This is a genomic window from Streptomyces sp. N50 (assembly GCF_033335955.1).
Classification (GTDB): domain Bacteria; phylum Actinomycetota; class Actinomycetes; order Streptomycetales; family Streptomycetaceae; genus Streptomyces.
The window spans coordinates 3,891,367-3,916,987 of record NZ_CP137549.1 but is presented as its reverse complement, the minus strand read 5'-3'; the positions used below and the strand labels follow the sequence as shown (position 1 = coordinate 3,916,987).

At 70.8% G+C, this 25,621-nt stretch carries 19 protein-coding genes and 1 pseudogene; 15 read left to right on the top strand and 5 right to left on the bottom strand.

Features of this window, described 5'->3' with window-relative positions:
• Positions 1–967 precede the first annotated feature (967 nt).
• From R2B38_RS17060 to R2B38_RS17025, 8 genes and pseudogenes are all read left to right on the top strand, one after another.
• Complete coding sequence (locus tag R2B38_RS17060; RefSeq protein WP_318017003.1) at positions 968–1,777, top strand: TIGR03084 family metal-binding protein; 810 nt, start codon at positions 968–970, stop codon at positions 1,775–1,777.
• Positions 1,774–3,494, top strand: a pseudogene (locus R2B38_RS17055) (acyclic terpene utilization AtuA family protein). The gene R2B38_RS17060 and the pseudogene R2B38_RS17055 overlap by 4 nt, the downstream one beginning before the upstream one ends.
• Entirely contained in the window at positions 3,491–5,089 is a 1,599-nt protein-coding gene (locus R2B38_RS17050; protein WP_318017002.1) for an acyl-CoA carboxylase subunit beta, read from the top strand. Before R2B38_RS17055 ends, R2B38_RS17050 begins: the two are co-directional and overlap by 4 nt.
• Before the next feature lie 26 nt (positions 5,090–5,115).
• Positions 5,116–6,969 (top strand): acetyl/propionyl/methylcrotonyl-CoA carboxylase subunit alpha, encoded by a 1,854-nt coding sequence (locus tag R2B38_RS17045; protein WP_318017001.1) that lies wholly within the window; start codon positions 5,116–5,118, stop codon positions 6,967–6,969.
• 70 nt (positions 6,970–7,039) lie between these two features.
• A complete protein-coding gene (locus R2B38_RS17040; RefSeq protein WP_318017000.1) occupies positions 7,040–8,170 on the top strand; it encodes an acyl-CoA dehydrogenase family protein in 1,131 nt (376 codons plus the stop codon).
• A gap of 49 nt (positions 8,171–8,219) precedes the next feature.
• On the top strand, positions 8,220–9,788 hold the full coding sequence (locus tag R2B38_RS17035) for a 4-coumarate--CoA ligase family protein (RefSeq protein ID WP_318016999.1): 1,569 nt from the start codon (positions 8,220–8,222) through the stop codon (positions 9,786–9,788).
• A complete protein-coding gene (locus R2B38_RS17030) occupies positions 9,785–10,519 on the top strand; it encodes an enoyl-CoA hydratase family protein (RefSeq protein WP_318016998.1) in 735 nt (244 codons plus the stop codon). The genes R2B38_RS17035 and R2B38_RS17030 overlap by 4 nt, the downstream gene beginning before the upstream one ends.
• Entirely contained in the window at positions 10,507–11,124 is a 618-nt protein-coding gene (locus tag R2B38_RS17025) for a TetR/AcrR family transcriptional regulator (RefSeq protein ID WP_318016997.1), read from the top strand. Before R2B38_RS17030 ends, R2B38_RS17025 begins: the two co-directional genes overlap by 13 nt.
• Positions 11,125–11,232: 108 nt before the next feature.
• Here R2B38_RS17025 and R2B38_RS17020 read toward each other — a convergent pair whose 3' ends face one another.
• Positions 11,233–12,345: a citrate synthase 2 gene (locus tag R2B38_RS17020; RefSeq protein ID WP_318016996.1), complete on the bottom strand. Its 1,113-nt coding sequence runs from the start codon at positions 12,343–12,345 to the stop codon at positions 11,233–11,235.
• A gap of 229 nt (positions 12,346–12,574) precedes the next feature.
• Here R2B38_RS17020 and pdxH point away from each other — a divergent pair, with 229 nt between their 5' ends.
• The 3 genes from pdxH to R2B38_RS17005 all read left to right on the top strand — a co-directional run bounded on the left by pdxH (position 12,575) and on the right by R2B38_RS17005 (position 15,577).
• Entirely contained in the window at positions 12,575–13,204 is a 630-nt protein-coding gene (gene pdxH, locus R2B38_RS17015; RefSeq protein ID WP_318021711.1) for a pyridoxamine 5'-phosphate oxidase, read from the top strand.
• Positions 13,205–13,566: 362 nt separating this feature from the next.
• Positions 13,567–14,019 carry a GNAT family N-acetyltransferase gene (locus R2B38_RS17010; RefSeq protein WP_318016995.1) on the top strand — a complete coding sequence of 151 codons (453 nt, stop codon included), beginning with the start codon at positions 13,567–13,569 and terminating at the stop codon, positions 14,017–14,019.
• Positions 14,020–14,158: 139 nt separating this feature from the next.
• Positions 14,159–15,577, top strand: a complete 1,419-nt coding sequence (locus tag R2B38_RS17005) for a PAS domain-containing protein (RefSeq protein WP_318016994.1) — start codon at positions 14,159–14,161, stop codon at positions 15,575–15,577.
• A 55-nt stretch (positions 15,578–15,632) separates the two neighbouring features.
• On the opposite strand, the gene R2B38_RS17000 is transcribed toward R2B38_RS17005, so the two are convergent.
• Positions 15,633–16,388 (bottom strand): SIS domain-containing protein, encoded by a 756-nt coding sequence (locus tag R2B38_RS17000; RefSeq protein WP_318016993.1) that lies wholly within the window; start codon positions 16,386–16,388, stop codon positions 15,633–15,635.
• Positions 16,389–16,648: 260 nt separating this feature from the next.
• Between R2B38_RS17000 and R2B38_RS16995 the strand changes: the two genes are divergently transcribed.
• Positions 16,649–17,341, top strand: a complete 693-nt coding sequence (locus R2B38_RS16995) for a metal-dependent transcriptional regulator (protein ID WP_318016992.1) — start codon at positions 16,649–16,651, stop codon at positions 17,339–17,341.
• 549 nt (positions 17,342–17,890) lie between these two features.
• Positions 17,891–18,748, top strand: a complete 858-nt coding sequence (locus R2B38_RS16990) for an alpha/beta fold hydrolase (protein WP_033286543.1) — start codon at positions 17,891–17,893, stop codon at positions 18,746–18,748.
• A 109-nt stretch (positions 18,749–18,857) separates the two neighbouring features.
• On the opposite strand, the gene R2B38_RS16985 is transcribed toward R2B38_RS16990, so the two are convergent.
• The 3 genes from R2B38_RS16985 to R2B38_RS16975 all read right to left on the bottom strand — a co-directional run bounded on the left by R2B38_RS16985 (position 18,858) and on the right by R2B38_RS16975 (position 21,950).
• A complete protein-coding gene (locus R2B38_RS16985) occupies positions 18,858–20,465 on the bottom strand; it encodes a transporter (RefSeq protein WP_318016991.1) in 1,608 nt (535 codons plus the stop codon).
• Positions 20,462–21,232, bottom strand: a complete 771-nt coding sequence (locus R2B38_RS16980) for an ABC transporter ATP-binding protein (protein ID WP_318016990.1) — start codon at positions 21,230–21,232, stop codon at positions 20,462–20,464. Before R2B38_RS16980 ends, R2B38_RS16985 begins: the two co-directional genes overlap by 4 nt.
• A 64-nt stretch (positions 21,233–21,296) precedes the next feature.
• The gene (locus tag R2B38_RS16975) at positions 21,297–21,950 is read right to left on the bottom strand and encodes a bifunctional DNA primase/polymerase (protein ID WP_318016989.1); all 654 of its coding nucleotides are present in this window, start codon (positions 21,948–21,950) and stop codon (positions 21,297–21,299) included.
• A gap of 265 nt (positions 21,951–22,215) precedes the next feature.
• On the opposite strand from R2B38_RS16975, the gene R2B38_RS16970 reads away from it, so the two are divergent.
• Entirely contained in the window at positions 22,216–23,601 is a 1,386-nt protein-coding gene (locus tag R2B38_RS16970; protein ID WP_318016988.1) for a transcriptional regulator, read from the top strand.
• A 212-nt stretch (positions 23,602–23,813) separates the two neighbouring features.
• Positions 23,814–25,595 carry a hypothetical protein gene (locus R2B38_RS16965; RefSeq protein WP_318016987.1) on the top strand — a complete coding sequence of 594 codons (1,782 nt, stop codon included), beginning with the start codon at positions 23,814–23,816 and terminating at the stop codon, positions 25,593–25,595.
• The last annotated feature ends 26 nt before the right edge of the window (positions 25,596–25,621 follow it).

The following is a 25,621-nucleotide window of genomic DNA, read 5'->3' as shown; positions in this document are numbered from 1 at the left end:
TGCGCGCTGCCGTCTCGCCAGCACGCCACCCCGGCTCAGCGGCCAACGATGAGTGGATGAGTGAGTGGGTGGGCGGGTGAGTGGGTGGGCGGGTGAGTGGGCGAGCGGGTGAGCGGATGGGTGGATGGTTGGGCGGGAGGTTGGGTGGGCGGTTGGGGGGTTGCGGGAAGCCGGGGGTAAATCTAACCATCATCGTGGGCTTTGACTGGTTAGAAATGGCCCCAGCCTCCAGAGGGGCGGAGCGGGGCGGGGCGGGGCGGGGCGGGGCGGGGATGGGTGGGGATGGGTGGGTCGGGGAAGTGCGAACACTTCCGCTTCGCCCGTCACTCTTCCGCAGGCCGGGAGTCATTACCCGGGCCGCCACCCAGAGTTGACCGGGAAGCCCCCACCGGCCGGTGGCCGCCGAGCCGGCCCGGCGTGCGGGCGAGATGCCGGCGCGCCACCTCGGCCTCCGACCCGGTCCTCTCTGGAAGCCGGGGTTATTTCTAACCGGTCAAAGCGCGCCACAGAGGTTAGTTTCACCTACAGCCTCCAGCAACCACCCATCCCCACCCCATCCCCATCCCACCCCCGCCCCCGCCCCCCCCACTCGCCGTTGGCCGCTGAGCCGGCCCGGCGTGCTGGCGAGACGCGAACGCGCTCCGCTGTACCGGCCGGCCACGCAGTACAGGCACGGGCAGGCATGCCTGGCCACCCATGCCTCGGGGCCGCCCGCTCGCTTCTGAAACGGGATTGCGGGAGACGAGTCAAGGGTGGAGCGCAGCGGAATCGGCACAGCCGACGCGACCGCAGGGAGCGCCCTTTACTCGGCTCCCGCAATCCCGACACTGACAAGAAGCGGGCGGCCCAACGGTCACAACACAACTCCGGCCCACAGCAACAACCCAACCCAACCCAACCGGCCCACCCGAGCTTAAATAATGCAAGCACGCTTGATTGTTTCTGACGCCCCTGCCATGCTCCCCCCATGTCCGATCCGACGCGCGTGTTCGACGACCTGCGTGAGGAGAGCGAGGAACTCGACCGGCTCGTGGCCGAGTTGAGGCCGGAGGGCTGGGCGTTCGAGACCCCCGCTGCCCGCTGGACCGTCGCCCACCAGATCGCCCACCTGGCCTGGACCGACCACTCCGCCCTGCTCGCCGTGACGGACGGGGAAGCGTTCCGGGTGCTGGTCGAGAAGGCCCTCGCCACTCCCGGGACGTTCGTGGACGAGGGTGCGCAGGAGGGGGCCGCGAAGACCCCCGCTCAGCTCCTCGCCGACTGGCGGGCCGGGCGGACGGCCCTGCTGGCGGCCCTGTATGCCGCACCCACAGGAACCCGCTTCCCCTGGTACGGCCCACCCATGTCGGCCGCCTCTATGGCCACCGGCCGGCTTATGGAGACCTGGGCGCATGGACAGGATGTCGCTGACGCGATCGGTGTGGTCCGGCCACCTACCGATCGGCTCCGGCATGTGGTGCGCATCGGTGTGCGCGCACGTGACTTCGCCTTCGGTGTGCATGGGCTCACCCCGCCGAGCGAGGAGTTCCGTGTCGAACTCCACGCCCCTTCCGGCGAGGGCGAGTTGTGGGTCTACGGACCTGAAGACGCCCCGCAACGCGTCACCGGCCCCGCCCTCGACTTCTGCCTCCTCGTCACCCAGCGCGCCCACCGTTCCGACCTCGCGGTGGAGGCGGTAGGACCCGAGGCCGATCGATGGCTCGACATCGCCCAGGCCTTCGCGGGACCCCCCGGCGCCGGGCGCCCGCCGAAGCCGAAGGAAGGAGGCGGACAGTGACCTCCACCGTCGCCCCCCTCCGCATAGGCAACGCCTCCGGCTTCTACGGCGACCGGTTCGACGCCCTGCGCGAGATGCTCACCGGCGGCCAACTGGACGTCCTCACCGGTGACTACCTCGCCGAGCTGACCATGCTCATCCTGGGACGGGACCGGCTGAAGGACCCCGGCGCCGGGTACGCCCGTACCTTTCTCAAGCAGTTGGAGGAGTGTCTCGGGCTCGCCCAGGAGCGCGGGGTGCGGATCGTCACCAACGCCGGAGGACTGAACCCCGCTGGACTCGCCGACACCGTACGGAAGTTGGCCGATCGGCTCGGGATCGTCGCGCGGGTCGCGTATGTCGAGGGGGACGACCTCGCCGGGCGGTATCCGGACGCCCTTGCCGCGAACGCGTATCTCGGTGGCTTCGGGATCGCCGCCTGTCTTGAGGCGGGGGCCGATGTCGTGGTCACCGGGCGGGTCACCGATGCCGCACTGGTCACCGGGCCCGCGGTCGCTCACTTCGGGTGGGCGGCCGACGACTACGACCGGCTCGCGGGGGCCGTGGTCGCCGGGCACGTGCTGGAGTGCGGGACCCAGGCGACCGGTGGCAACTACGCCTTCTTCACCGAGCACGCGCCGGAGAAGCTCCGCAGGCCCGGGTTTCCGCTGGCCGAGATCCATGAGGACGGGTCCTGCGTCATCACCAAACACCCCGGCACGGGGGAGTCGTGGACGTCGGTACCGTCACCGCGCAGCTCCTCTACGAGACACACGGCGCGCGCTACGCAGGGCCCGATGTCACCGCCCGCCTCGACACCGTCCGGATCGGGGAGGACGGGACCGGGGACGGGTGCGATCGGGTGCGGATCGAGGGCGTGCGAGGGGAAGCCCCGCCGCCCACTCTCAAGGTCGGGCTCAACCGGCTGGGCGGCTTCCGCAACGAGGTCGCCTTCGTGCTCACCGGGCTCGACATCGAGCGCAAGGCCACCCTCGTCCGGGAGCAGATGGACGCCGCGTTCGACGAGGGGAACGCCAAGTCCCGGCCGAGTGAACTCCGTTGGGATCTCGCCCGTACCGACCACGCGGACGCCTCCACCGAGGAGACCGCCAGCGCACTGCTGCGGCTCGTCGTGCGGGATGCCGATCCGGAGGTCGTCGGGCGGGCACTGAGTGCCACCGCCGTCGAGCTCGCACTGGCCAGTTACCCCGGCTTCCATGTGCTGACCCCACCTGGAAAAGGAGCGCCCTATGGCGTCTTCGATGATGTGTATGTCCCCCATGGTGACGTCGACCATGTGGCCGTCCTCCACGACGGGCGCCGGGTTGCTGTGGCCCCGGCCCACCACACCCGCGTACTGGAAGACCTTCCGCAGCCGGCCCTCCCCGAGCCTCCGCCGGACGGGCCCACGACGCGGGCGCCCCTTGGTCTGGTCGCCGGGGCCCGTAGCGGTGACAAGGGAGGGAACGCCAACGTGGGGGTGTGGGCGCGTACGGATGAGGCGTGGCGCTGGCTCGCCCATGCGCTGACCGTCGAGCGGTTCAGGCAACTCCTGCCGGAGACGGCCGAGTTGGGTGTCACCCGGCACGTCCTGCCCAACCTGCGTGCCCTCAACTTCGTCGTCGAGGGGATTCTCGGCGAGGGCGTCGCCGCCCAGCATCGTTTCGATCCGCAGGCCAAGGCCCTGGGCGAATGGCTGCGTTCCCGTCGTCTGGACATACCGGAGGTCCTCCTGTGACCGTCCTCCCGACCGCCCTGGACACCAACGGTCCCGACTACACCGCCCACCGCGAGGCCATGCTCGCCAAGCTCGGCGAACTCGACGCCGAGCACGCGAAGGCGCTCGCCGGTGGCGGACCGAAGTACGTCGAACGGCACCGCAAACGCGGCAAGTTGCTCGCCCGCGAGCGCATCGAGCTGCTCCTCGACCCCGACACCCCCTTCCTCGAACTCTCCCCGCTCGCCGCCTGGGGCAGCGACTACGCGGTCGGCGCCTCACTCGTCACCGGCATCGGGGTGGTGGAAGGCGTGGAGTGCCTGATCACCGCCAACGACCCGACCGTGCGCGGGGGAGCCAGCAATCCCTGGTCGCTGAAGAAGGCCCTGCGCGCCAACGACATCGCCCTCGCCAACCGCCTCCCCTGCATCAGCCTCGTCGAGTCCGGAGGCGCCGATCTCCCCTCCCAGAAGGAGATCTTCATCCCCGGCGGCGCCATCTTCCGCGACCTCACCCGCCTCTCGGCCGCCGGCATCCCGACGATCGCCGTCGTCTTCGGCAACTCGACCGCCGGCGGCGCGTACATCCCCGGCATGTCCGACCACGTGATCATGGTCAAGGAACGCGCGAAAGTGTTCCTCGGCGGGCCGCCCCTCGTGAAGATGGCCACCGGCGAGGAGAGCGACGACGAGTCGCTCGGCGGCGCCGAGATGCACGCCCGCGTCTCGGGCCTCGCGGACCACTTCGCCGTGGATGAGCAGGACGCGCTGCGGCAGGCGCGCCGCGTCGTCGCCCGCCTCAACCACCGCAAGGCGTACGGCGATCCGGCCCCGGCCGCACCCCCCAAGTACGACGATGACGAGCTGCTGGGCATCGTCCCCGGTGACCTCAAAAGCCCCTTCGACCCCCGCGAGGTCGTCGCCCGCCTCGTCGACGCCTCCGACTTCGACGAGTTCAAGCCGCTCTACGGCACGAGCCTGGTGACGGGTTGGGCGGCTCTGCACGGCTATCCCGTCGGCATCCTGGCGAACGCCCAAGGGGTCCTCTTCAGCCAGGAGTCCCAAAAGGCCGCCCAGTTCATCCAGTTGGCCAACCAGCGCGACATCCCGCTGCTCTTCCTGCACAACACCACCGGCTACATGGTCGGCAAGGAGTACGAACAGGGCGGCATCATCAAGCACGGCGCGATGATGATCAACGCCGTCAGCAACAGCCGCGTACCGCACCTCTCCGTCCTCATGGGCGCCTCGTACGGCGCCGGCCACTACGGCATGTGCGGCCGCGCCTACGACCCCCGCTTCCTCTTCGCCTGGCCCAGCGCCAAGTCCGCCGTCATGGGCCCCCAGCAACTCGCCGGCGTGCTCTCGATCGTCGCCCGCCAGTCGGCCGTGGCGAAGGGGCAGCCCTACGACGATGACGCGGACGCGGCGCTGCGCGCCATGGTGGAGCAGCAGATCGAGTCCGAGTCCCTGCCGATGTTCCTGTCGGGGCGGCTGTACGACGACGGGGTCATCGACCCGCGCGACACCCGAACCGTCCTCGGCCTGTGCCTGTCCGCCATCCACACCGCGCCCTACGAGGGCGCGCGCGGTGGCTTCGGCGTCTTCCGGATGTGAGGCCCATGACCGACATGAGGGATCACGTGATTTCGACAGTACTGGTCGCCAACCGGGGCGAGATCGCCTGCCGCGTCTTCCGCACGTGCCGCGAACTGGGCATCCGGACGGTCGCCGTGCACTCGGACGCCGACGAGAACGCGCTCCACGCCCGCCTGGCAGACGCGACGGTACGGCTGCCGGGGGCGACACCCCAGGAGACCTATCTGCGCGGGGAGTTGATGGTGAAGGCGGCCGTCGCGGCGGGCGCGGACGCCGTCCATCCCGGCTACGGCTTCCTCTCCGAGAACGCCGACTTCGCGCGCGCCGTCCAGGCCGCCGGCCTGCTCTGGATCGGCCCACCGCCCGAGGCGATCGAGGCCATGGCCTCCAAGACCCGCGCCAAACAACTGATGGGCGTCGCCCCCCTGGAACACGTCACCGAGAACGACCTCCCGGTCCTGGTGAAGGCGGCGGCGGGCGGCGGCGGACGCGGCATGCGCGTCGTACGCCGACTCGCGGACCTGGAAGCCGAGTTGACGGCCGCCCGAGCCGAGGCGACGAGCGCCTTCGGCGACGGCGAGGTCTTCGTCGAGCCCTACGTCGAGGGCGGCCGACACGTAGAGGTCCAGATCCTCGCCGACACCCACGGCACGGTCTGGTCCCTCGGCACCCGGGACTGCTCCCTCCAACGCCGCCACCAGAAGGTGATCGAGGAGTCCCCGGCACCGGGCCTGCCTGATCAACTGGCTGAGGAACTGGGCGAGTTGGCGGTACGCGCCGCCCGCGCAGTCGCCTACGAGGGCGCCGGAACCGTCGAGTTCCTCATCTCCCCCGACAACAAGGCCCACTTCCTGGAGATGAACACCCGCCTCCAGGTCGAACACCCGGTGACGGAGGCCGTGTTCGGCATCGACCTGGTGGCCCTGCAACTACGCGTCGCGGAGGGCGAGCCCCTCGAAAGCAACCCCCCGAGCCCGCGCGGCCACGCGATAGAGGCCCGCCTGTACGCCGAAGACCCGTCCCACGACTGGACCCCCCAGACCGGCACCCTGCACCGCCTCGCCGTCCCGAACGGCGTCCGCCTGGACACGGGTTACACCGACGGCGACGAGATCGGCGTCCACTACGACCCCATGCTCGCCAAGGTCGTGGCCCACGCCCCCACCCGCGCCGAGGCCCTCCGCAAACTGGCGGGCGCCCTGGAGCAAGCGACCATCCACGGCCCGATCACCAACCGCGCCCTCCTCGTCAACTCCCTGCGCCACAAGGAGTTCACGACGGCCCACATGGACACGGGCTTCTACGACCGCCACCTCTCTGAACTCACCCAACAGGCCCCCGACCCGCACGCCCCCCTCGCGGCAGCCCTGGCGGACACCCACGGCCGCTCCCGCTTCGGAGGCGGCGGCTGGCGCAACGTACCGTCCCAGCCGCAGGTGAAGCGCTACGCCATGGGCGACACCGAGTGCGAGGTCCAGTACCGCCACACGAGGGAGGGCCTGACGGCGGACGGCGTGCGCGTCATCCACGCGGACGCCGAGCGAGTCGTACTCGAAGTGGACGGCGTGCAAAGGAAGTTCGAGGTCGCGAGGTACGGCGACGACCACGTGTACGTGAACGCGACGGCCCTGACAGCCCTCCCTCGCTTCCCCGACCCCACCGCCCAACTGGCCCCCGGCTCACTGCTGGCACCGATGCCGGGCACGGTCGTGAGGGTCGCTGCGGGCCTGACCGTAGGAGCCCAAGTAACGGCCGGTGAGCCCCTGTTGTGGCTGGAGGCAATGAAGATGGAACACAAGATCACAGCCCCGGTCACGGGAAGTCTGACGGCCCTGAACGCAGTACCTGGCCAACAGGTACAGCTAGCCGCCCTATTGGCGGTAGTCCAGCCCACCTAAAGGGGCGCGGGGCTGTGTCGATATGCGGCTACCGCCGCGCGAGCGCGACCAACCACGACGAGGGAGTCACATGCCCACCACCGAAACCGAAGAACACAAGGCCCTACGTTCAGCCGTCTCCGCCCTGGGCAAACGCCACGGCCGTACCTACGACAGGGAACAACTCTGGTCCGAGGCAGCCAAACTCGGCTACCTGGGAGTCAACCTCCCAGAGGAATACGGCGGCGGAGGCGGCGGCATCTCCGAACTCTCCATCGTCCTGGAGGAGTTGGGCGCAGCCGGCTGCCCCCTCCTGATGATGGTCGTCTCCCCGGCAATCTGCGGCACGGTCATCGCCCGCTTCGGCACGACCGCCCAAAAACAGGAATGGCTCCCCGGACTCGCCGACGGCACCCGCACCATGGCCTTCGGCATCACGGAACCAGACGCCGGTTCCAACAGCCACCGCATCACCACCACAGCCCGCAAAGACGGCACGGACTGGCTCCTCACCGGCCGCAAGGTCTTCATCTCCGGCGTGGACCTGGCCGACGCGACCCTCATAGTCGGCCGCACCGAGGACTCCCGAACAGGCCGCCTCAAGCCCTGCCTGTTCATCGTCCCGCGAGACGCCCCCGGCTTCACCCGCCGCCAGATAGACATGGAACTCCAGGCCGCGGAGAAGCAGTTCGAGCTGACCCTGGACGACGTACGCCTCCCGGCGGACGCACTCGTAGGAGACGAGGACGCCGGCCTGCTCCAACTCTTCGCCGGCCTCAACCCTGAACGCATCATGACCGCGGCCTTCGCGATCGGCATGGGCCGCTACGCCCTCGCAAGGGCCATCGAGTACGCCCGCGACCGCACCGTGTGGGACGCCCCCATCGGCGCCCACCAGGCCATCGCCCACCCCCTCGCCCAGGCCCACATCGACCTCGAACTCGCCCGCCTGATGATGCAGAAGGCGGCGTACCTGTACGACACCGGTGACGACGTAGGCGCGGGCGAGGCCGCCAACATGGCCAAGTACGCGGCCGGCGAGGCCTGTGTACGGGCGGTGGACCAGTCCGTGCACACCCTCGGCGGCAATGGCCTCACGCGGGAATTCGGGCTCGCCTCGTTGATAACCGCCGCGCGCGTGGCTCGTATTGCTCCGGTGAGCCGGGAGATGATTCTCAACTACGTCTCCCACCAGACCCTGGGCTTGCCCAAGTCGTACTAGCCCAGGGCCCGAAGCCCGCCAGAAGCCCAGTGCCGCGCCAGGAGGAACCATGTTCCGCAGCGAGTACGCAGACGTTCCGGCCGTAGAACTCCCCATCCACGACGCGGTGTTGGCCCGGGCGGCCGAGTTCGGTGACGAACCCGCGCTGGTCGACGGCACGGACGGCACCACCCTCACGTACACCCAACTCGACGCGTTCCACCGGAGTATCGCGGCCGGCCTCGCGGACGCGGGCGTGCGCAAGGGGGACGTCCTCGCCCTGCACAGCCCCAACACGGTCGCCTTCCCGCTGGCGTTCTACGCCGCCACGCGCGCGGGTGCCTCCGTCACGACGGTGCACCCGCTCGCCACACCCGAGGAGTTCGCCAAGCAGCTCCGCGACTCGGCGGCCCGCTGGATCGTCACCCTGTCCCCCCTCGTCGACACGGCACGCCGTGCCGCCGAACTCGCGGGCGGCGTCGAGGAGATATTCGTCTGCGACAGCGCGCCCGGCCACCGCTCCCTCGCCGACATGCTCGGCTCCACGGCCCCCGAGCCGGTGGTCGACATCGACCCGGTGACGGACGTCGCGGCCCTCCCGTACTCCTCGGGCACGACGGGCACCCCCAAGGGCGTGATGCTCACACACCGTCAAATAGCGACAAACCTGGCCCAGTTGGAGCCCGCGGTCCCCACCGGCCCCGGCGACCGCATCCTCGCCGTCCTCCCCTTCTTCCACATCTACGGCCTCACGGCCCTGATGAACGCCCCGTTGAGGAAGGGCGCGGCGGTCGTGGTCCTGCCCCGCTTCGACCTGGAGACCTTCCTCGCGGCCATCGAGAACCACCGCATAACCGGCCTCTACGTGGCCCCGCCCATAGTCCTGGCCCTCGCCAAGCACCCCGCGGTAGCCCAGTACGACCTCTCGTCCCTCAAATACATCATCAGCGCGGCCGCCCCCCTCGACGCGAACCTCGCCGCCGCCTGCTCCCGCCGCCTGGGCCTCCCGCCCGTGGGCCAGGCGTACGGCATGACGGAACTCTCCCCGGGCACCCACGTGGTCCCCGTACGGGACATGCCCAGCGCACCCCCGGGAACCGTCGGCAAACTCATCGCCGGCACCGAGATGCGCGTCGTCTCCCTCGACGACCCCGACAAGGACCTCGGCATCGGCGAGGCGGGCGAACTCCTCATCCGCGGCCCCCAGGTGATGAAGGGCTACCTCGGCCGCCCCGACGACACCGCCGCGATGATCGACCCGGACGGCTGGCTTCGCACCGGAGACGTCGGCTACGTGGACGACGCCGGCTGGACGTTCGTCGTCGACCGCGTCAAGGAACTCATCAAGTACAAGGGCTTCCAGGTGGCCCCCGCCGAACTGGAGGCCCTCCTGCTCACCCACCCCGGCATCGCGGACGCGGCGGTCGTCGGCGAGTACAACGACGACAACAACGAGGTCCCGCACGCGTACGTGGTCCGCCAGCAGACCGCCCCCGACCTCTCCGAGAGCGAGGTCCTGATGTACGTAGCCGAACGCGTCGCCCCCTACAAACGCGTCCGCATCGTCACCTTCATCGACACCGTCCCCCGAGCCGCCTCCGGCAAGATCCTGCGCCGCGAACTGCGAGGCCGCACATGACCCTGATCGGCCGTACCCGCACGCGCGGCATCAAGACCCTGAGCCTGGACTCACCGGACACGAGGAACGCCCTGTCGGCGTCCCTGGTAAGGGAGTTGGCGGAGGCGCTGACGGACTGCGCGAAGGACACCGACGTACGCGCGATCGTCCTCACCCACACCGGCAACACGTTCTGCGCGGGCGCTGACCTACGGGACCCGCCCCCTCCGGAGTCCTTGGTGGCCGTACTCCGCCAGATCGTGGAACTCCCCAAACCGGTGGTCGCGAGAGTGACGGGCCACGTACGGGCGGGCGGCCTGGGCCTCCTGGCGGCATGCGACATCACCATCGCTTCCACATCCGCCACGTTCGCGTTCACGGAGGTACGGATCGGGGTCGCCCCGGCGGTGATCTCCCTCCCCCTCCTGCCCCGCACGGACCCGCGAGCGCTGGCCCGCTACTACCTCACCGGCGAGCGTTTCGACGCGACGGAAGCGACCCGCGCGGGCTTGCTGACGGCGGCCGGAGAGGACGTGGACGAGGTACTCGCACCGATCCTCGACGGCGTGCGCCGGTCCGCTCCCGAGGCCCTGGCCGAGACGAAACGGCTGCTCACGGCTAGGGTGCTGGAGACCTTCGACCGGGACGCGGCCGACCTGACCGCGCTCTCGGCCCGGCTGTTCGGCTCCGCGCAGGCCCGCGAGGGGATGACAGCATTCCTCGAACGACGGGATCCCGCATGGGTGGTGTGAGCGCGACGACGGCGCCGGGCGCGGTCGACCGCAGACCCAAGCAGGACCGCAGCCGGGCCACCCGCCAACGCCTCCTGGAAGCCGCCGTGTCCTGCCTCGCCGAACACGGCTGGGCAGGCTCCACGGTCTCCGTCGTAGCCGAACGGGCCGGCGTCTCCCGAGGCGCCGCCCAACACCACTTCCCCACCCGCGAGGACCTCTTCACGGCGGCGGTCGAGTACGTGGCGGAGGAACGTTCCACGGCCCTCCGCGCCCTGTTCCCGGAAGGCGCCGGGGACCGCCGCGCAGTGATCGAGGCCTTGGTCGACCTCTACACGGGCCCGCTGTTCCGCGCGGCCCTCCACCTCTGGGTAGCCGCGTCGAACGAGGCCCAACTCCGCCCCCGGGTAACCGAGTTGGAGGCGAAGGTGGGCCGAGAGACCCACCGCATCGCGGTGGAGTTGCTGTCCGCGGACGAGTCCCGACAGGGGGTACGGGAATCAGTCCAGGGCCTCCTGGACATGGCAAGAGGCTTGGGCCTGGCCAACCTGCTCACGGACGACAGGGCGAGGCGGGCGAGGGTGGTAGCCCAATGGGCAGCACTCCTGGAACACGCCTTGGGCTGAGTGCCCTTGTCTTTAGGGGCGCGGGGCTGTGTCGATGTGCGGCTCCGCCGCGTGGGCGCGACCAGCCACAACGCACCCGCACCCGCACACGCACCCCCAGCCCCCTCCTCAGTGGGCGATATCCGAGTACCCGACGATCGACTCAGGCCCACGAGACTCCGGCCCCACATACCGCGCGGACGGCCGCACAAGCCTCCCCGTCCGCTTCTGCTCAAGAATGTGCGCCGACCACCCCGCCGTACGCGCACACGTGAACATCGACGTGAACATGTGCGCCGGCACCTCGGCGAAGTCCAGCACGATCGCCGCCCAGAACTCGACGTTGGTCGCCAGCACCCGATCCGGCCGCCGCGCGTGCAACTCCGCAAGCGCCGCCTTCTCCAACGCCTCGGCGATCTCGAACCGCGGCGCCCCCAACTCCCGCGCGGTACGCCGCAGTACACGAGCCCGAGGATCCTCGGCCCGGTACACCCGGTGCCCGAACCCCATCAGCCGCTCACCCTTGTCGAGCGCCTGCCGGACATACGCCTCCGCGTCCCCGGTCCGCTCGATCTCCTCGATCATCCCGAGCACACGGGACGGCGCCCCACCATGCAGGGGCCCGGACATCGCACCCACGGCCCCGGAAAGCGCGGCGGCGACATCGGCCCCGGTGGAGGCGATGACGCGAGCCGTGAACGTGGACGCGTTCATCCCGTGCTCCGCGGCGGACGTCCAGTACGCGTCCACGGCTGCCACATGCTTCGGATCCGGCTCCCCCCGCCACCGGATCATGAACCGCTCGACGACCGAGTGCGCCTTGTCGATCTCGCTCTGCGGCACCATCGCGTTCCCCTGCCCGCGCGCGGACTGGGCGACGTACGACAGAGCCATCACGGCCGCCCGCGCGAGATCGTCCCGCGCCTGCTCCTCGTCGATGTCGAGCAGCGGCTTGAGGCCCCACACGGGCGCGAGCATGGCCAGCGCGGACTGCACGTCGACCCGGATGTCCCCGGAGTGCACCGGGATCGGGAACGGCTCGGCGGGCGGCAGCCCGGGGTTGAAGGCGCCGTCGACGAGCAGCCCCCAGACGTTGCCGAACGAGACGTGACCGACCAGATCCTCGATGTCGACGCCCCGGTACCGCAGGGCGCCGCCCTCCTTGTCCGGTTCGGCGATCTCCGTCTCGAACGCGACGACTCCTTCGAGACCAGGTACAAAGCCGGGGTCGAGGTCGGACATCAGGCGGCTCCTCATGCTGTGGCTCCACGGTCGCGGGGGACTCGCGGGCCGAAGGTAGAGACATCAGCACCATAACGCCGAGTGCCACACAAGGGGAGGGTGTACGGCACTGAGTGCCACCGGAACGGGACACCGCCCCCACCCTCCCGGCGCCGTACGGCAGGATGACCGCGTGACCGACCGCGATTCCACCGCCGCCGACCGTGATCCCCGCCTCGACCCGGCCGCCATGCGCAAGCAGTACCGCGTCGAGGGCCTCGACGGGACGAACCTGGCCCCCGGCCCGATGGAACAGTTCGGCCGCTGGTTCGAGGAGGCGGTCGTCCAGGGGCTCGTCTACGAGCCGAACGCCATGGTCGTCTCCACCGCCGACGCCGACGGCCGCCCCAGCTCCCGCACGGTCCTCATGAAGCACTACGACGACCAGGGCTTCGTCTTCTACACGAACTACGGCTCCCGCAAGGCCCGCGAACTCGGCGTCAACCCCTACGTCTCGCTGCTCTTCCCCTGGCACCCGATGGCCCGCCAGGTCCTGGTCACCGGCACCGCCCGCCGCACCGGCCGCGACGAGACCGCCGCGTACTTCCGCACCCGCCCGCACGGCTCCCAGCTCGGCGCGTGGGCCAGCACCCAGTCCGCGGTGATCCAGTCACGGGCCGAACTGGAGTCGTCGTACGAGGAGTTGGCCGCCCGCTACCCCGAGGGCGAACAGGTCCCGGTCCCCCCGCACTGGGGCGGCTTCCGCATCGCCCCCCGGACGGTCGAGTTCTGGCAGGGCCGGGAGAACCGCCTCCACGACCGCCTCCGCTACACGGCGGAACCGTCCGGCAGCTGGCGCCTGGACCGTCTGAGCCCCTGACTCACGGGCCTACGGACCCACGGATCCACGGGCCCCGGAAAACGCAGCGACCCGCGAGCTCAGGTCCCTCCGCCTCGCGGCGGGGGAGCCGGCCGGACGTACCGGCGAGCTCGCGGGTCGGGTGACTGCGTTGGGTTAGGCCGGTTGCGCGCAACTCGCACACGCTGGTCCGGCGCCGAACCGAGTACGACGGCGGGCCACTAGCCCGCAGTCACCTCTTCCGTCCGGTTTCCATACATCTGCCGAACCACCTCCTTTCCGAAGTACTCGCCACCCTAAGAACCCCTCGCCGACGGATCAACCGCTTTTACGAGTCCTGAACTCACTGGACGGGAATCCGCTGGTCACCTAGGTTCCGCCCCATGACCGACCTGCGCATCGACCCGGTGACACCGGACGCCGAGAACGCCCTCCAGGACTGGCGGCACGTCCACAACCTGATCGTGCCGCCCGCCGCGATGTCCCTGGACGAGGTCCGCGAGCGGAGCGGCCGGAACCGGCTGGAGAACGCGTACCTGGGGGACGTGCTCGTGGGCTGCTCCACCGTGCGGCCCCCGGAGGGCGAGGACGCCGTGGTGACCGTCATCGCGCGCGTGCTGCCCGAGTTCCGGCGGCGCGGCTACGGAGCCGCCCTCTACGAAAACGGCCTCACGCGCGCGCGTGCGCTCGGCGCCGGCGCGATCGAGACCGTCGTCCTGGCCGCCAACACGGACGGGGTGCGGTTCGCCGAGGCCCGGGGTTTCGTCGAGACCGAGCGCTATGTGCTGGACGGTGAGAACGACCTGTGGATCACCCTGCGACGGAGCGGCCCGTGAGGGAGGAGAGCCGGTGTCATACAACGATTCCCTCAATCTTGCGGGAACTTGGTGTGTGCTGCGTCACGTTCGAGTTGAATGAGGGGGAGTGAGTGAACCGACGCGTCGTGTCCGCGGACGCAGCTTGCAGGGGGTCCAGGTGAGTGCTTCCCGGCGTAGTGGGACCACCGATGAGTTGGGTCCCGACGAGCCCGAGCGGGACGGTGGGCCCGAAGGTGTCGGCGGATCCGACCTGTTGGCCGCGTTGCTCGACGGGATGGACGCGGCGCTCTGCGCCTTCGACGCGGACGGCGTGCTGACCCACTGGAACCGCGAGGCGGAGCGCATCCTCGGCTGGACCGCCGCCGAGGCCGTGGGGCGGCAGGGGCTGGCCGGGTGGGCCGTACGGAGCGCGGACGCCGAGGAGGTCGAGGGGCGGCTGATGTCCGCCATGCAAGCCCCTGGGCGGCAGGTCAATGAGTTCGCCCTCCTGACGAAGGACGGGGGGCGCGTGCTCGTGCGGACCCAGTCCGCCGCCGTGCGCGGGCCTGACGGCAAGCCCGCCGGGATCTACTGCGCCTTCAGTGAGGTGCACGCCCAGATCGACCTGGAGCGGTCGATCGCCCTGAGCGAGGCGTTGTTCGAGGACGCCTCCTGGGGCGTCGTGCTCGTGGATGCCGATCTGCGGCCCGCCGTCGTCAACTCCCATGCCGCGCGGGCACTCGGTACCGGGCGCACCTCCGTGCTCGGGCGGCCTCTCGGGGAGCTGCTCGCCCAGGGGGTCGAGGAGCTGGAGGCCGCGCTCACGCACGTGCTCGCCGAGGGTGCGCCGCCGGCGCCCGCGGAGATCTGGGTCAGCGTCCGGACGCCGGAGGGCAATCTACGGCGCTGCTGGCGCAGTGGCTTCCTGAGGCTGGCCTCGCCGCTCACCGAGGAACCGGTGCCGCTCGGCGTCGGCTGGCTCTTCCAGGACGTCACCGAGGCCAAGCAACTGGAGCAGGAGGCCTCACTGCTGCGCTTCCGCGCCCAGCAGCTGCACCGTGCCGCCCGCGCCGCCGCCGAGTGCGAGGACCCGCGCGACGCGGCGACCGTCCACCTCGACTTCGCCCTCGCCGGCTTCGCCGACCACGCCCTCATCGACCGGGTTGCCGGAGGATCGTTGAACGATCCTGATGGAGGAGTGCGTGCTACGGCCGTACGACTGATCCGGGTCGCCGCCACGCCTACGGGCGCACCCGGCCCCAGCCTCCTCACCGGCGCCGCCGGGCTGCCCGTGCGCTACGGAGAGGGGCATCCCGCCCTCCAGTGCGTCGAACGCGTCGGCTCCGTGCGGGCCGGCATCGGCACCGTCCCGCCCGAACAGGCCCGCGAGTGGGCCCGGGTCCGGCAGTGGCCCACGGACGCCGTGCACGCCCTGTGCGCGGTGCTGCGCAGCCGGGGGCGGACCCTGGGCGTCGTGACGTTCCTACGGGGCGCGGGGCGCAGCCAGTTCGAACGGTCCGACTCGATCTACGCCGAGGACGTCGCCGTACGGATCGCGGCCGCCCTGGATCTGGCGGAGGCGGCGGGCGGGAAGTGAGCCACCGCCCAGTAGTGAGCCATCACCCAGTAGCGAGCGGCTGTCCAGTAGTGCCTCAGTACTGGTAGAAGATCCGGTCCCGGTACTCCTCGAACACCCGGCCGTTCCACGCGTGGCCGCCGTCCACGTTCCCGGAGCGCAGCAGGGGCGGCTCGATGCCCCGGTCGGCCAGGGTCGCCGCCGCCGTCGCCATGACCGCCTGGAGGAGCGCGGAGGTGACGACCGTGGAGGCGGGGGCGAAGGGGGCCGGGATGGTGTCGAGGGTGAGTTCCGCGTCGCCGATCGCGATCTTCGAGTCGAGGACGACATCGCAGTGGTCCTTCAGATACGTCCCCGAGGTGTGCCGCGACGTCGTCTCGGAGGCGTACGCCACCGACGTCACGCCGATGACCCGGACACCCAGGGAGCGGGCCTTCATGGCCATCTCCACGGGGAGCGCGTTGCGCCCGGACAGCGAGATGATCACCAGGGCGTCCCCGGAGCGCAGCGGTGACGTCTCCAGGACGACGCTCGCGAGGCCGTCGACGCGCTCCAGGGCGGAGCCCAGCGTGGCCGGCATGACGTCGACGCCGACGACCCCGGGGACGGTGAGCAGGTTCATCAGGGCGAGCCCGCCCGCGCGGTAGACGACGTCCTGGGCCGCGAGGGAGGAGTGCCCGGCACCGAAGGCGAAGAGGCGCCCGCCGTCGGCGACGGTGTCCGCGAGGAGCGTGCCGGCCGCCCGGACGGAGTCGGCCTCTTCGTCGCGGACCCGCTGGAGGAGGGTGATCGCGGCGTCGAAGAACTGGCCGGCCGGCGTACGGTCGCTCATGCGGAAGCCCCTTCGGTACGGTTGCCATGCGGCTGTGTCGCGGATCACCGTGCGGTCTGGACCAGTGCGCTGTCAATACGGCGGGCAAGGCCGGGGAACCCGGGTGACGGGCCGCCGCGCAGGGGCCCACAGGTCGCCGTAACCGGCTGGTTTCAGCGGCGCGGCACGGTTGTCAGTGGTATGCGTCAGAATTGAGTCCAGGGCCAGCGCACGCGCCGCGGAGCCGTCGAGCTTCGGGCAGAGGTAATCGAGGGGCACGTATGTCCGGACTGATCGACACCACGGAGATGTATCTCCGCACCATCCTCGAGCTGGAGGAGGAAGGTGTGGTCCCCATGCGCGCCCGCATCGCCGAGCGGCTCGACCAGAGCGGGCCCACGGTGAGCCAGACGGTGGCGCGCATGGAGCGCGACGGCCTGGTGGCCGTGGCGAGCGACCGCCACCTGGAGCTGACCGACGAGGGCCGCCGGCTCGCCACGCGCGTGATGCGCAAGCACCGGCTCGCCGAGTGTCTGCTCGTCGACGTGATCGGCCTGGAGTGGGAGCAGGTGCACGCCGAGGCCTGCCGCTGGGAGCACGTGATGAGCGAGGCCGTGGAGCGCCGCGTCCTGGAGCTGCTGCGCCACCCCACGGAGTCGCCGTACGGCAATCCCATCCCCGGCCTTGAGGAGCTGGGCGAGAAGGACGGAGCCGACCCGTTCCTGGACGAGGGCATGGTGTCGCTGGCCGACCTGGACCCGGGTGCCGACGGCAAGACCGTCGTCGTACGCCGGATCGGCGAGCCCATCCAGACGGACGCGCAGCTGATGTACACGCTGCGCCGCGCGGGCGTGCAGCCCGGCTCGGTGGTGAGCGTGACGGAGTCGGCGGGCGGGGTGCTGGTGGGCAGCGGCGGTGAGGCGGCCGAGCTGGAGTCGGAGATCGCCTCGCACGTGTTCGTGGCCAAGCGCTGAGCCGGCGGTCAGGGGGCGGGCCCGGCGCTGAGCTGCGGGTCGTTCAACTCGTGGGGCGCGAGGGGTAGTTGTGGCGTCCCGGCGGAGCCTTCGGTGAACTCGGCTCATCCGAGATTCAGTGCGCTGAATCGCAGCGCTCGGGCGCCGCGCGTGCCAGGCTGTCGCGTAAGGCATATGACCGTGAGGGGGACGGAGGATGTGCCGCAGACGTGGAGAGGGCCCCGGCGCCGCACGGCGCCGGGGCCTGTCCTCCCCTGTGCTGACCCGGAGCCCCGAGCTCTCAAGGTCATCCCCTCCGGACCGGTTTCCCCGAGCGGTCCGCCTCCCGCTGAAGGTCTCCCCTCGGCAGCGGCGATCATTCCCTGGCCCGGGTCACTCGAACGAGGGGTGTTGCGGTCGAGGACAGTATTTTCGAATCTGTATTCGATAACCTACGGGTGATGAAACCCGCGGGGCATGAGCTGTAGGAAGAGACGAGCGAGAGAAGAGACGGAAAGCAAGAACGAACGGCACAAGCGGCAGAGTGTGGCTAGGGGGGTGCCAGGACCAATGGCGCGGCGCATCGACGTGACCGGAGCAGGCGGCGTACGCCTGGCCGCATGGGAGTTCGCGGACCCGCCCAAGGCGGGGGAGATCGAGCGGGCACCCGGAGTTCTGTTACTGCACGGCCTGATGGGCCGTGCCTCGCACTGGGCGTCCACCGCCCGCTGGCTCTCCGAACGGCACCGCGCCGTCGCACTCGACCAGCGCGGCCACGGCCAGAGCGACAAGCCGCCGCAGGCGGCCTTCACCCGCGAGGCCTACGTCGAGGACGCGGAAGCCGCGCTGGAGCAGCTGGGGCTCGCTCCGGTCGTCCTCATCGGCCACGCGATGGGTGCGCTCACGGCGTGGCAGCTGGCGGCGAAACGGCCCGATCTGGTGCGGGGGCTGATCATCTGCGACATGCGGGCGTCCGCGCTGGGGGCGGCCTCGCAGCGGGAGTGGGCCGACTGGTTCGAGTCCTGGCCCGTTCCCTTCGCCACGCTCGCGGACGTCCGTAAGTGGTTCGGGGAGGACGATCCGTGGGTGGAGCGGCCGAATCCGTCCCGGGGGGAGTTCTACGCCGAGGTCATGCACGAGTCCGCGGACGGGTGGCGGCCGGTGTTCGAGCCCGAGCAGATGCTGAAGTCCCGGGAGACGTGGGTGTACGACGCGCACTGGGAGGAGCTGGCTCAGGTGCAGTGTCCTGCGCTGGTGGTGCGGGGGCTGGACGGGGAGTTGGGGCGGGCCGAGGCGCAGGAGATGGTGCGGGTCCTTCCCCGGGGGGAGTACGCGGAGGTCGCTGATGCCGGGCATCTCGTGCACTATGACCAGCCGTCGGCTTGGCGGGCGGCTATCGAGCCGTTTCTTGACGGGGTGCTGGTGTGAGATCGCCTGGTGGGGTGGGGGGTTCTGTTGTGCGGCGGGTGCTGCGCCGTTGTGGCTGGGCGCGCAGTTCCCCGCGCCCCTGAAAGCACCGCTCCCGCGTCTTGGAAGGTCAGGCCTTGCTCACCGCCGCCAGGATCTCCGGCAGGCGCCTTGCCGTTCCCGGTGCTGCCAGGCGTAGGCCCGCGTATGTCAGGGCCGCTCCGTACGCCGCTCCGGCCGGCAGCAGCACCCAGCTCCACTGATCCCCGTCCGCGCTGACGTTCGCCCAGATGGTGAGGGTGATGACGGGGGAGCAGAGGAGGGCCGCGGAGATCATGCCGCCGAAGATGGAGATCCAGGCGAGGCCGGCCTGGCCGGGGGCCACGTTCTTGTGGGTGCCCTGGGGGATGGAGTAGGGGAAGCGGGCCGAGGTCCAGGCGCCGGTCGCGAGCATCGCGCCGAGGAGGGCGAAGGAGAGGCCGAGGACCTCCGGGAGCCGGGCCCAGTTGCCGAGCAGCGCTGTCGTCAGAACGGTCACCAGGGTCGCGTACGGCAGGGTGATCACCAGCAACGCCAGGGCACGCGCCCGGAGTTCGGCGTAGGCGTCCTTCGTCGTGGAGATCGTCATCGCGACCATCCAGAACGCGGACGTGTCCTGGCCGAACTGGTTGTACATCTGGATGCCGAGCATCCCGGCCGCGAAACACGCGAAGTACACCGAGCCCGTGCCCTGCAGCGCGTTGAACACCGGCACGATCAGCCCGATCGCCAGCGAAGTCACCCACGCCGCCTTGGTCTTGGGGTCGCGCCACACGTACCGCAGGCTGCGTTCCATGACCGTCCCCGTACGCCCGGACGGGAGGAAGCGGGCCAGGCCGCCCGTGGACGCCCTCTCCTTCGCCGCCGGTTCCGCGGACTGGAGCGTCGAGCCGTCCGGTGCCGTCATCAGCTTGGTCAGGCTGCGCGACCAGAGGAGCAGCAGGGCTCCCAAGGCGCAGACGGACAACACGAGTTGAGCCGTCGCCAGGCCGTACTCACCCTTGCTCACCGAGTCCACCGCGCCCACCGCCGACGCCGGCGGCACCCAGCGCAACACCTCGGCCGGCGGGTCGAGTTGGGACAGCCCGGACGAACCCAGGTGCTGCACACCGAAGTTGACCAGCTGCACCCCGACCGCGATCACCAGCCCGCTCAGCACCGCCAGGTCCCGGCCCTTGCGGCTGGTCAGCAGGCGGATGTTGGCGGCGGCGACCGCCCGTGCGAGGGCCACGCAGATCAGCAGCCCGAGGGCGACCGCCACGACCGCCGTGACGTACGCGGCGGCGCCGTGCGCCACCGCGATCACGGACCCCAGCAGCAGCACCAGCGTGAACAGCGGCCCGATGCCGACCAACGAGGCCGCCAGCAGCGCCCGTACCAAAGGCTGGGGCCGAAGGGGCAGCATCACCAGGCGAGTCGGGTCGAGGGTCTCGTCGCCGGACGGGAAGAACAGCGGCATCACCGCCCAGCCCAACCCCAGGACCGCGACCAGGAGGACGACCACGGAGACCGCGTGCGTGTCCCCGCGCAGCGCGATCAGCCCCAGCAACTGGAGCGCGGCGATCAACAGCGCCACGACCGCCGACGCGACGTACGCGGCCCGCCGCCCACCGGACTGCCGTAGACCGTTCCGCAGCAGGGACAGCTTCAGGCGTACGACGACGGGTGTGATCGAGGCCGTCGCGGTGTTCTCGCTCATCGGGTGCCGCCGCCCAGCCAGTCGAGGTCGGAGCCGTGGTCGCGGGCGCCCGCGCCGACGAGTTCGAGGAACGCCTGCTGGAGGGTGGGGGATGCGCCGCGGACCTCGGCGAGGGTGCCCTGGGCGCGGATGCGTCCTGCGGCCATCACGGCGACCCAGTCGCAGAGCGACTCGACGAGTTCCATCACGTGGGAGGAGAAGACGACGGTGGCGCCGGAGGCGGTGTAGCGCTCCAGGACGCCCCGGATGGTCTGCGCGGAGACCGGGTCGACGCCCTCGAACGGCTCGTCCAGGAACAGGACTTCGGGGTTGTGGAGGAGAGCGGCGGCGAGCCCGATCTTCTTGCGCATACCGGTCGAGTAGTCGACGACGAGCTTGTGCTGGGCCCCTGCCAGGTCGAGCACATCGAGGAGTTGCGTGGCCCGCTTGTCCACCTCGGCACCGGGCAGCCCCCGCAACCGCCCGCTGTACCCGAGGAGTTCACGCCCCGAGAGGCGCTCGAAGAGCCGAAGCCCTTCCGGCAACACCCCGATCCGCGCCTTCACGGCCACCGGATCCGCCCACACGTCATGCCCGACGACCGAGACACTCCCCTGATCGGGCCGCAACAACCCGGTCACCATGGAGAGGGTCGTGGTCTTCCCGGCCCCATTGGGCCCGACCAGCCCGATGAACTTCCCAGCGGGCAGCTCAAGATCGATCCCGGCAACAGCAACCTGCTGCCCAAACCGCTTCCAAAGCCCACGCACACTCACAGCCGACGTCATGGAAGCCAACCCTAGGGGCGCGGGGAACTGCGCGACCAGCCACGACGAACCTGCACTCGCGAACTTACCGATCCCGCCCACACGCATAGGCGAGCGGCGAGATCAACTCCTCCGCATCCGGCAACCAACGGTTCGCCGCGGTAGGCCGACAGGCCCACTGCACAGCCCCCCGAGACCCGAACCGCGTAGGCGGCGCAGCCACATACGCACCCTCACCCAGCACCACAAGATCAAGAGAAGCAGGCGCCCACCCGATCCGCCGCACCAGATCCGGCACCTTCACCGCGGCCCCGGGCAGCACGAAGAACTCCATCCGCCGCGCAGGCGTCAACGTCACAGGCCCGAGCGTCAGTTCCATCCGCTCCATCCGGGCCAGCGCGAGAAACCCCGAACTCTCCGGAACGGAAATCGCGTCGAACGTCCGCCCCGTGGGCAACAGAATCGAAGACGCCGGCTGCTTCTGCCACATCCGCCGCGCGACCGTCGCACTGCCCGTCGCCTGCGTCGCCCAGTCCTCACGCGCCGGGTGTGCGCCGGGTGCGGCGCACGCGGGGTCGCCGCAGGAGCAGTGCTGCACCCCGTCGACGGCTTCCAGCCAGGTGCCGGGGAAGACGTCCCAGTGGCGCTCCTCGGCGTAGCGTACGGCTGTCTCCAGCAGCGATTCCCCGCGCTGCTTCGGAATCTGAGCGGCTTCGGTGCCCGCGATCGTCTCTTCCACGCCCAACACAACTCCCGCACCCACCTGGAGTTACGGGCGTAGCGCGCGCGGGGGAGGGGCATCGATTCCGCAACTGGGGCGCATGGAGGCATGTGCGGGGGCGCGCGGGAGGAACGACGGCGGGAGTTGGGTAGCCACGTGTGGGGCGGGCACCAGCTTTTACCCCGGCATTCCTCGCATGCTTCGCATTTTCGCCATGTTCGCTGGGCATTGATCTTCACGGCCGGATCTTTTCGCTTCAGGGGTTGTTCCCAGGGGGTACGCCATGGCCGCAAGGCCACTTGTCGCGCGGCAGCCGAACGAACGGCTGCAGGCGCTCATCCAGGAGGCGGGGTGCTCGAACGCCGGGCTGGCCCGCCGGGTCAACATGTGCGGCGCCGAGCACGGTCTCGACCTGCGCTACGACAAGACGTCCGTGGCCCGTTGGCTGCGGGGACAGCAGCCGCGCGGGCGGGCTCCGGCGATCATCGCCGAGGCACTGGGCCGCAAGCTGGGCCGTACGGTCACGATCGACGAGATCGGCATGGCCAACGGCAAGAACCTCGCGTCGGGCGTGGGCCTGCAGTTCTCGCCGACCGTCCTCGGGGCCATCGAGCAGGTGTGTGAGCTGTGGCGCAGCGATGTGGGGCGCCGGGACTTCCTGTCCGGTTCGTCGGTCGCCGCGTCCGCGCTGGTGGAGCCGAGCCGTGACTGGCTGATCTCCTCGCCGGACTCGCAGGTCGCCCGCGCGGCCGGACCGCGCGTCGGCCCGTCCGACGTGGCGGCGGTCCGCGCGATGACCCAGGCACTGAGCGACCTGGACCACCAGTACGGCAGCGGGCATGTGCGCCCGGTCGTCGTGCACTACCTCAACAGCGTCGTCTCCGGGCTGCTCGCGGGGTCGTACCGGGAGGCCGTGGGGCGTGAACTCTTCGCCGCCGTCGCCCGGTTGACGGAACTCGCCGGCTACATGGCTGTGGACACGGGTCAACCCGGCCTGGCCCAGCGGTACTACATCCAGGCGCTGCGCCTCGCCCAGGCGGCGGGGGACAGGGGATACGGCGGCTATGTGCTGGCGGCCTCCATGAGTCACCTCGCCGCGCAGCTCGGAAACCCGCGTGAGATCGCCCAGTTGGCGAGGGCGGCGCAGGAGGGGGCGCGCGGGCGCGTGACCCCGCGGGCCGAGGCGATGTTCTACGCGGCGGAGGCGCGCGGGCACGCCCTGATGGGGGACGCGCGGTCGGCGCAGCTCGCTTCGGGGCGCGCGGTGAGCGCGCTGGACGCGGCGGATCCGTCGACCGGGGACGACCCGGCGTGGATCGCGCACTTCGACGAGGCCTATCTCGCCGACGAACTGGCGCACTGCCACCGGGACTTGGGACAGGCGGAAGCGGCGGCCCGGTCCGCGCAGGAGTCCCTGGACGGACACCCGGAGTCGCGGGCACGCCGCCGGGCCATCGGATACGTCCTCCTCGCGAGCGCGCAGGTGCAGCAGCGCGAGATCGAGCAGGCCTGCAACACGGGCCTGAAAGCGGTGGAGTTGCTCGGTTCGCTGCGGTCCAACCGGGGCGCCGAGTACCTGGACGACTTGCAGCAGCGGCTGGAGCCGTACCGGGACGAGCCGGTGGTGAGGGAGTTCGGGGCGCGGATGGAGTTGCAGGCCGCCGCGTGAACGGGGGGTGAACCCAGGCTCCCCGCTTCGGAGAACGACGGCTCCACCCCTGAAAGGAGGGCGTACAGCGGGACTTGGAGCGGATGAGGGCCCGGGACTGTTACCGGCGTCACAAGAGGGCAGGTCCAGTCCAGTGCTGCGTGGCACCGGGCTCGGGGTACCCGGTAGCGTGAGCCGACGATCCCGAAGGTCCCCCATTCGTAGGAGTCCCGGTGACGCAGAGTGGACAGGGCGAGGAGCCCTCGGCGCGGCCCGCGCGCGAAGGCATCGTGCTGCCCTCCGACGGAGGCGCACCCCTCCTGCCGGGTATGACGGGCGGACGCGGTGACCAGCAGTCGGGCGGGCAGCCCTCGATAGCACCTCCGACCAGTGGCCAGTCCTGGGGCGGGCCATGGGGCCCGGACCAGCACGACCAGCAGCATCACCACCAGCACCAGAGCCCGGCTCCGCCGCCGGGCCAGGGCTGGGGAGACCAGCAGCAACAGCAGCAGCCGCAGCAGTGGGGCACTCCCGAGCAGCCCGCCGCGTCCCCGTGGGGCGCGCAGGACGGCGTCCCCGCCCAGCCGGGCGCCCTGCCCCAGGAGAGCGCCCAGCACGCGGCCTACGGCGTGCAGCAGCAGTCGTACGCCCAGGAGTACCCGTCGGGTTACGCCCAGGAGCCCGCGGCCGGGTATGTCGGCGCGGGCTACGCCTCCGACCAGTCGCCCGCGATACCGCAGGGCGCCGCGCAGGGCTACGGGACCGGCGCCCAGGCCTATGGATACGGACACGGCGCTTCCGGTTCCGGCGCGCCCCTTCCCGCCGCGGCCCCCGCGTTCCCGAGCGCCCCGCTGCCGCCCGCCGACGAGGGCGCGACGCAGTACATCCCGCCGGTGGTCAACATGCCCGGCGACGAGGGCGCCACCCAGTTCCTGCCGCCGGTGCCCGCCGCCCCCATGGACGAGGGGGCGACCCAGTTCATCCCGCCCGTGGGGCCCGGGGCGCTGCCGCCCGAGATGCCCGCGGCCGCGGGCCCGATGCCGCAGGCCGCGCACCCCGACGCGCAGCCCACGCAGTTCCTCCCGCCGGTGCCCGCGCAGGGTGCCGCTCCCGGGTACGGGGCACGGCCGGGCGGGCCGGACGACCGGCAGCCGCCCGCCGAGTTCGACAACCTCTTCCGCAGCGACGCCGGGGGCGAGCAGCCCGCCGCGTCCACCCAGCAGATGCCCCGCTTCCAGCAGCCGCCGCGCGCCGAGCAGCCGGGGCAGCAGGGCTACGGCCAGCCCCAGCCGCCGTACGCGCAGCAGGCGTACGCACAGCCGTCGTACGCCCCGCCCGGGGACGGCGGCGGCCGGCGCGGTGGGCACGACGACGACGGCGGCGGCCGGGGCGGGCGCCGTTCGCGGGTGCCGCTGATCGCCGGGATCGGGGTCGGTATCGCGATCCTCGGGGTCGGTGCCGGGGCCCTGCTCAGCGGGGGCGGCGGCAAGAGCGACGACAACAAGACGGTCGCCGCCACGTCGGCCGCGACGGACGGTTCGTCGTCGGCGGGCACGGATGCGGCCAAGCAACAGGCCGTCGCCCTGGACAAGCTGCTCGCCGACAGCGGCAGCAGCCGTGCCTCGGTGATCAACGCCGTGGGCAATGTGAAGGCCTGCGACAAGCTCGGCGACTCCGCCTCCGACCTGCGGGACGCGGCCAAGCAGCGGGCCGAACTGGTCACCAAGCTCTCGCAGTTGACGGTGGACAAACTGCCGGACAACGCGGCGCTGACGACCGCGCTCACCAACGCGTGGAAGGCGTCCGCGTCGGCCGACAACCACTACGCGAGCTGGGCCGACCAGGCCGCCGGCAAGAAGGGCTGCAAGAAGGGCCAGGCCCGCACCACCGGCCAGACCGCGGCGGGCAACGCGGCGAGCGGTGTCGCCAGCAACCAGAAGGCCAAGGCCGCCGCCCTCTGGAACACCATCGCGAAGACCTACGGCCTGACCCAGCGCCAGCCGACCCAGCTCTGAGCGCTCCCGACAGCGCGGATCACGGC